Annotated in this window: 2 protein-coding genes; both read right to left on the bottom strand. The window is 61.6% G+C overall.

All coding sequences use genetic code 11. The features are described from left to right. Window positions 1-428 (bottom strand): ATP-binding cassette domain-containing protein (locus EOA38_RS37480; protein WP_127301570.1); only part of this gene is annotated, 428 nt, incomplete at its 3' end. Window positions 429-475: 47 nt separating this feature from the next. Then, the coding region (locus EOA38_RS37475) for an ABC transporter permease (protein ID WP_145966334.1) at window positions 476-1,082 on the bottom strand (607 nt) is incomplete at its 5' end.

Here is a 1,082-nt window from a genome sequence, read left to right as displayed (position 1 = left end):
CTTTTGTAGGCCTCATCCTTCGAGACCTTATCGTGGATCAGCGGCACTTCCATCAATTGCTGGCCGACCTTCATCGCCGGATTGAGGCTCGCCATCGGCTCCTGGTAGATCATGGCGATCTTGTTGCCGCGGATGGCGCGCAGCTCCTCCTCGGACATCTCGCCCATGTCCCGGCCCTGGAACTTGATCCGCCCGCCGACGATCTTCCCGATGTTGGAGAGGTCGCGCATGATGCCGAGCGACACGGTCGACTTGCCGCAGCCGGATTCGCCGACGATGCCCATCGCTTCGCCGGGCATGACCGTGCAGGAAAAGTCCATCACGGCCGGTATTTCGCCCTTGCGTGTAAAGAAGGAGATCGAGAGGTTCTCGATCTCGATGATCGGCCCATTGGTCGGCTTGGCCGGATCTCGAACTGCCTCGTTCATGGGTCGCTCCAATCCTTGTTTTCCAAGTAGGGCCGAAGACCCCGCCATCAATCCTTCATCGACTGTTCGCGCAGCGAATCCGCCAGAAGGTTCAGCCCCAGCACGAACGACATCAGCGCGATCGTCGGCGGCAGCGCCGGATGGATGAAGGAGCGCAACAGGCGGCTCGCATCCTTGATCGCGGTGCCCCAGTCGGGGCTTTCGGGTGCCAGCCCGAGGCCGAAATAGCCGAGCGTGCCGAGCAGGATCGTCGTGTAGCCGATGCGCAGGCAGGCATCGACGATCAGCGGCCCGCGCGCGTTGGGCAGGATCTCCCACAACATGATGTACCAGGGCGATTCACCGCGCGTCTGCGCCGCCGCCACATAGTCGCGCGTCTTGATGTCCATGGTGAGCCCGCGCACGATGCGGAACACGCCGGGGCTGGAAGCGAACACCACCGCGACGAAAATGTTGAGCTGGTTGGGATCGATGTGGACGATCTTCAGCGGATCCTTGTCGAAGACGAGGCCGATATAGATCCAACCCCCGATGACGAGCGTTAGGCCGAGCAGGATATAGAGCCGGTCCGGCCGGTTCTTGTAGCGGGTCCAGAACAGCACGCTGAAGAAGATGATCGGAAACAGGAAGAACAGGCCGGCCATCGCATAGGGG

It is taken from the genome of Mesorhizobium sp. M1E.F.Ca.ET.041.01.1.1, from assembly GCF_003997355.1.
Taxonomy (GTDB): domain Bacteria; phylum Pseudomonadota; class Alphaproteobacteria; order Rhizobiales; family Rhizobiaceae; genus Mesorhizobium.
This window is presented reverse-complemented; position numbering and strand designations above follow the sequence as displayed.